5 protein-coding genes and 1 tRNA gene are annotated in these 6,253 nt (G+C 63.0%); 5 read left to right on the top strand and 1 reads right to left on the bottom strand.

Going from position 1 to position 6,253, the window contains the following annotated elements; all coding sequences use genetic code 11:
- Positions 1 to 358 precede the first annotated feature (358 nt).
- Positions 359 to 446 (bottom strand) — tRNA-Ser (locus ACWKY3_RS10810).
- Positions 447 to 557: 111 nt separating this feature from the next.
- Here ACWKY3_RS10810 and ACWKY3_RS10805 point away from each other — a divergent pair.
- From ACWKY3_RS10805 to ACWKY3_RS10785, 5 genes are all read left to right on the top strand, one after another.
- Positions 558 to 1,061, top strand: a complete 504-nt coding sequence (locus ACWKY3_RS10805; protein WP_449316414.1) for a nucleoside deaminase — start codon at positions 558 to 560, stop codon at positions 1,059 to 1,061.
- Between the two features lie 140 nt (positions 1,062 to 1,201).
- Positions 1,202 to 2,167, top strand: coding sequence for a 4-(cytidine 5'-diphospho)-2-C-methyl-D-erythritol kinase (gene ispE / locus ACWKY3_RS10800; RefSeq protein ID WP_449316415.1), 966 nt, complete (start codon positions 1,202 to 1,204; stop codon positions 2,165 to 2,167).
- A gap of 493 nt (positions 2,168 to 2,660) precedes the next feature.
- Positions 2,661 to 3,215 (top strand): LemA family protein, encoded by a 555-nt coding sequence (locus ACWKY3_RS10795; protein WP_449316413.1) that lies wholly within the window; start codon positions 2,661 to 2,663, stop codon positions 3,213 to 3,215.
- An 81-nt stretch (positions 3,216 to 3,296) separates the two neighbouring features.
- A complete protein-coding gene (locus ACWKY3_RS10790; protein ID WP_449316412.1) occupies positions 3,297 to 5,594 on the top strand; it encodes a hybrid sensor histidine kinase/response regulator in 2,298 nt (765 codons plus the stop codon).
- 295 nt (positions 5,595 to 5,889) lie between these two features.
- Positions 5,890 to 6,249 carry a guanylate cyclase gene (locus ACWKY3_RS10785; protein WP_449316411.1) on the top strand — a complete coding sequence of 120 codons (360 nt, stop codon included), beginning with the start codon at positions 5,890 to 5,892 and terminating at the stop codon, positions 6,247 to 6,249.
- The last annotated feature ends 4 nt before the right edge of the window (positions 6,250 to 6,253 follow it).

Here is a 6,253-nt window from a genome sequence, read left to right as displayed (position 1 = left end):
GGGTGGGGGGGGGAGACCGAGGACCGGGAACCATGACCGGGAACCAGGACCGGGAACCAGGACCGGGAACCAGGACCGGGGATCAGGACAGGAGAACAGAGCCGGAGATCAGGACCGGAGAACGAGATCGAAGAACGAGATCGGACATCAGGACCGGAAATCGGGGCAGCGTCGGCTTGTACGCAGTTGAGTCGTTTGTTGCGGAAGGCGGCCTGAAAAGCAAAAGACAACCCAGTACGAGTCTTGCGAAAGCTTAGTCTAAAGAAGGATCAACAAGGAAGCATCACGAACGCACGCAATTAATATAAGTGATTTGAAAATAAATAACGACAAAAAAAGCTATCCGCCTGGAGGAATATGGCGGAGGCGGTAGGATTTGAACCCACGGTACCTTTCGGCACAACAGTTTTCAAGACTGCCGCCTTCAACCACTCGGCCACGCCTCCGCATGAGAAAAGCAATTCGGGCTTGCAAAATGTTTCACGTGAAACATTCCGGGTGCGCTTTTTCAACCCATGTTCCCGAACGCGTAGTTAGGATACCATATAATACGAACTATGACGGACGAAGACTACATGCGCATGGCGCTTGAGGAAGCCCGCCGCGCCGAAGGCAGGGGCGAAGTTCCCATTGGGGCCGTGGTCGTGTACGATCCCATCGATCCGGCCACGCGCGCGCACTTGGCCGAACCCCAGGTGATCGCTCGTGCGTGCAACGTCAGGGAAACCGAGCAGGATCCCGCCGGCCACGCCGAGTTCGTAGCCCTCAGGGAGGCGGCGCGCCACTTGGGCGCATGGCGGTTGACGGGCTGCACGGTATTCGTGACGCTGGAGCCATGCATTATGTGCGCGGGACTCATGCATCAGGCGCGCATCGACCGTTGCGTGTACGGGGCAGCAGATCCAAAAGCCGGTGCGTTGGGAACGTTATACCAGATCAACAGCGATAAACGCCTGAATCACACCTTCGAGGTGGTTCCCGGCGTCCTGGCGGAAGAATGCGCCCAGATGCTGCGGACGTTTTTCGCCGAACGCCGAAAAAAGAGAACGGGGCAATTGTGACCAAGCGGGAAAACGCGAACGCAAGCACGAAAAGCGCCCTCGTCCACGAAAACGAAGGGCTGCAAAAAGCGCCGCAATCGGCGAATGGCTGTCGGATTGACGCTCGGCAACGCAAAGACGAAGATCCGCATGCTGTGGACATGTTCGCCGTTGCGCGGACGGCGCAGGATACGGATGCAGCGCCGTTTAAGACCCAGGGGTCCGTGCGGTTGATGGCGCCTGCGAAAGTGAACCTGTATCTGGAGATAGGGCCTCGTCGCAGCGACGGCTACCATGAGGCGACCACCGTTATGCACGCGCTCGCCCTTCACGATGTGGTGCGCATGCGCTTGGTGCCCGGCTCGTCCGACGGCGGGTTGGCCATAGACCTGACTTGCCGGTCTTGCGAAGGGATTGCCCCGCTCGACGTGGCGCCGGAGGACAACATAGCCGGCAAGGCCGTGAGGCGGCTCGCCGCCGCCCTTGGTCGCGAAGAGAACGAAACGCTGCTGGTGAACGTGGAGAAGCGCATCCCTGCCGAAGCGGGGCTGGGCGGAGGTTCGTCCGATGCGGCAGCCGCTTTGTTGGGAGCCGCAAGCCTGTGGGGTGTGGACGCGGGGGATCCGCTGCTGAGGGAGACGGCGCGTTCTTTGGGCGCTGACGTGGCGTTTTTCCTGCATGGTGGATGCGCGTGCTTCGGCGGTGTGGGAGACGTGTTCGAGCACGATCTTGACCCTTTGCGCTCCTTCGTCGTTCTGGTGAAGCCGAGCGGGGGCGTTTCGACGGCGGCCGCCTACCGGGCGTTCGACGAGTCGCCCGTTGCGTTGGAGCCGTGCGATCGCGCCGCCGTCCTCGCGGCGCGGCGCGCGCAGGATGTTCCCCTAGGCAACAACTTGACGGCTGCCTCGGAGAGCCTTCTTCCTGAACTGGCTGAGATCAGGCAGTGGCTCACGGCGCGCGACGAGGTGCGGGGCGTGCTTTTGTCGGGAAGCGGATCCGCTACGTTTGCCCTGGTGGAAACATTTTCCGCAGCATCTCGGGTGGTGGTTGCCGCTCGGATGCGCGGGTGGTGGGCGCGGGCCACCTCGTTTTCGCCCGCCGGAGCGGCCCTGATGCCGACGCGCTGAGGCGCCGGTTGCCGCCCGGTCGGCGCCCTCGTGCCTCCGACGCTCCTTCCGGCGCGTTCAACCCCGCGCGGCACAGTCTGCCGTCCGACACCCCTGCGGTCCGGCATGCGTTGCTTGCGGCGCGCCCCGGTGTTTGCCGCCCGCGTCGTAGCTCGATGACCCCGCCTGCCGCTTCGTCGAGCGATTTCTGCCGCCGCGTTGCTGCAGAACCAATGCGAAGAAGCTAACCGCCGCCGCGATTCGCCCATCCCGCAACTCCCCCCGCCCGCATCGTGTCCTACAACGCGCCCCGCACCATCGCGCCCCGCACCCTGCGCCGCTTCCGCCGCCTCATCCGCACCCCCGCCCCCCGTCATCGCCTCTGGTGGAAGCGGTTTGCGTTCTTTGCACTTGTGAGAGCGCAGAGGGAAGATTATAGTTGTAAGGGAACACCGCCGCGCCTGCGGCCGGCACGTACCGGCATCGCGGGCGCGCGCCTGAGCAAAGGAGAGCCATGAGCGTGGTTTTGATCGTCGTGCTGGTTGTCGTGGTGGTTTTGGCGATAGCCGCTGTTGCGCTGTACAACAATTTGGTGAAGCTGCGCAACATGGTGGACAACGCATGGGCCCAGGTGGACGTCCAGATGCAGCGCCGTCTCGATCTGGTTCCCAACCTGGTGGAAACCGTCAAGGGGTATGCGTCTCATGAACGGGGGACGCTCGACGAGGTGACGCAGGCCCGCGCGGCCATGGCGAACGCCTCCTCCCCCGAAGACAAGATGCAGGCCGACGGCATGCTGACCGGCGCGCTGAAAAGCCTGTTCGCCGTGGCCGAGGCGTACCCCGATCTGAAGGCGAACGTCAATTTCCAACAGCTCCAGACCGAGCTGTCGAACACGGAAGACAAGATCAGCTACATGCGCCAAAGCTACAACGACACGGTGATGAAGTACAACACCGCCATCCAAACGTTTCCCGCCGTTTTGTTCGCGGGCATGATGGGCTTCAAGGAACGCCAGAGCTTCGATGCCGATTCCGGTGCCGAGCAGGCGCCTCGGGTGCAGTTCTGACGCATTCGCTTGCATAGCGGAAGGGGCGGGCGCACCCCCTTCCCTTCCGAAGGGTCGCGTCCCTTTTGGACGGAGTTTCGCATGAACAGCCAGCCGACTCAAAAGAGAGGAACGTTTCGCCGGGTTTTGGACTCGTCCGCAGCGTTCGGTCTTGTCGCGCTGGCGCTTGTGGCGTTTTTGGTCGCGTTTTATGTGTTTTTGAACGCGAACATGGGCAACATCGACAGCCGCACGGAGGATCTGAGGGAGCATCCGTATGCGGTGACGGTGGCCGCCGGCCGCGTGGAGACTTTGGTCATGCAGGTCAAAACGCTGGACGACCGGCTGGCGTTCACGTATTCGCAGGAGACGGTGGAAAGTGTCCGCGAGGAATTCGCGAGCATCGACCAGCAGGCGGTGCGGGAGCTGGACATCATAGACGCGCGTTTTCTGGCGGATCCTGATTTGGCCGACCAGCTTCAGTCCGCGTACCGAGAGTTCGTCGTGCTTCAAAACGAGTTGATCTCGCTGAGCGAAGGGCCCGCCGACGACGAAGAGATAGCACGCTTCCTGGAAGAGTCCATAGACCCGTCTATCGACGAGTTGATCAGGATAAACACACTTGTGATAGAAGGCGCCTCCCAGTCGTTCGACCATATGTACGACATCGTGTCGTCCGCAAGGCGGCACACCATGGCCACCGCCGCCTTGCTGCTGGGCGTGTTCGTGGCGGCCCTGCTGCTGTTCATGGTTGTGCTCATGCACAAGAACAGGCAGCAAAGGGAGCTTCGCGAAAGCCTGCATCGCGCGGTGGACGAAGCGCAGCGCGCCAATTTGGCGAAATCCCGCTTCCTTTCCAACGTGTCCCATGACATTCGCACGCCGATCACGGCCATCATCGGGCTGACGAACATCGCCGCCGATCATGCGGACGAGCAAGACCGCGTGAGGGAGAGCCTTCGCAAGGTACAGGTGTCGTCCCATCATCTTCTGAACCTGGTCAACGACGTTTTGGACATGAGCAAGATAGAAAGCGGCCAGATTGACCTGGCCCAAGCGTCGTTCCGCGTAGCGGACGTGATGGACACGGCGGCGGCCATTGTGAGGCCCCAGGCCGAGGCGCGCGGTGTAACGCTGCAGGTGGAGAGCGCCGCCGTGGACGCGGTCAAGGTGACGGGCGACGAGATGCGCGTGAGGCAGGTGCTCATCAACCTGCTGGCGAACTCGATGAAGTACACCGATCCCGAAGGGCTTGTGCGATGTTCGGCCGCCATTCTCCCCTGTCAGCCCGGGGAGGATGAAGGGGCCGAAGGGGTCGAAAGGGCTGAAAGGACCGGAGGAACCGGTGGGGTCGGAAGGGCCGAAGGGGCTGAAGGGGCCGGTAGGGTCGAAGGGGCCGAAGGAACCGGTGGGGTCGAGGAACCCGAAGGGGTCGAAAAGCCCGGAGGGGCTGAGGGGGCCGAAGGCACTGAAAGGGCCGAGGAGTCCGAAGAGCACGAAGAACCCAAAGACGCTGAAAGGGCCGAAGGGGTTGAAGGACCCGAAGAGCCCGAAAAACCCGAAGGGGAAACCCCGTTTCCGAGGGGCGCCTCGGCGAGGGCCGCGTCCTCCTCTCCTGCCGTATCCGGGTCCGTGGCCGAGGAGGGGGAGGTCGTCGTCAGGTTCGTGGTGGAGGACAACGGCATAGGCATGACGCCGGAGTTCGTGGCGCGCATCTTCGAGCCGTTCGAGCGCGAAGAGGGGGCCGCCCGCTTCATGGGCGAGGGGACGGGCCTGGGCATGTCCATTGTGAAGAGCCTCGTGGAGGCCATGGGCGGCGCGATTTGCGTGGACAGCGCCCGCGGGGAAGGCTCGCGCTTCACGGTTGACGTTCCTTTCGCCGCCGGCGTTGTCGAACGGCGTCAAGACGGCGATCAGGAGATTTCGGACATTGCGGCTTCGGCGGAACCCGGGCTGGGGCAGAAAGGCTCCCCTTCCGGCGCTTCGGGCGGTTCTGATCGCTCCCCCATTCGCATTCTGCTTGTCGAGGACAACGAGATAGTGGGGGAGATAGCCGAGGAGCTGATACAGGACGCCGGCGCGTCCGTGGAACGCGCGTGGAACGGCCTTGAGGCGGTGGCCGCGGTGGCTGCGGCGCCCGAAGGACACTACGACATCGTGTTCATGGACATTCAGATGCCCCGCATGGACGGCCTTGAGGCGGCGCGGGCGATAACCGACGAATGCCGTCGTCAGAAAAAGGCGCGGCCTCCCATCATAGCCATGACGGCGAACGCGTACGTCGAGGACAGGCAGCGGGCCTTCGAGGCCGGCATGGACGGGTACGCCGTCAAGCCTATTGGTCGGGACGACATCGAGCGTCTGCTCAACGTACACGTGCGTTCGGACGCCCGGTCGTGACGGGGAGGGGGTGCTTGAGGGGGGCGTTTGCAGCGTTCGGGCGCGCCGCTCGCCTGCGCGGCCCCCTGCAGCGTGTGCGTGCGTGAAACGCGATCTTGCAAGCTTTCGCAGCGTTTTTGCGGAGGCCGCCTGCGACGAGGTTCGCCTGCCGAGCACGGCACGGCGCCTTGGCGTCGGGCGGGTCTGGTATGATGCGAAGCGAGAATGTCTGCCGTAGGCCGCGCGCCCTGGCCTGCCTTGCACCGTGCAGCCCAACCTGTCTTGGATCTTGCCGTCCAACGAAAGGAGCTTCGCCATGATCGCCCGCTTGTCGCGCATCGTTCCCTTGTTGGTTGTGCTGGCTGTGCTGGCCCTTGTGGTGTATCTGGTTGTGATGTACCGTTCCTCGCCCGCGCGGGCGAAAGAGGTGCTCATCAAGATGTTCACGGTGCTGACGTCGGCTTTGTCGGCGTTTTTCGGCCTGGCCAGCCTGTACGCATGGTTCGAGGGCAACATGGCGGTGCTTGATCTGACGGCGGGCTTTTTGGCGGCCTCGCTTCTTTCACTGGGGATCACCCTGGCGTGTCGGGCGGTGTTTCTGCGCCACAACCCTGCGTATCGTAAAAAGCCGATGAAATCCCGCCGTTTGGGTGGTCGTTCGAGCCGGCGAAAATGAGCGA

The sequence above is a fragment of the Rubneribacter sp. genome (assembly GCF_965361815.1).
This window is presented reverse-complemented; position numbering and strand designations above follow the sequence as displayed.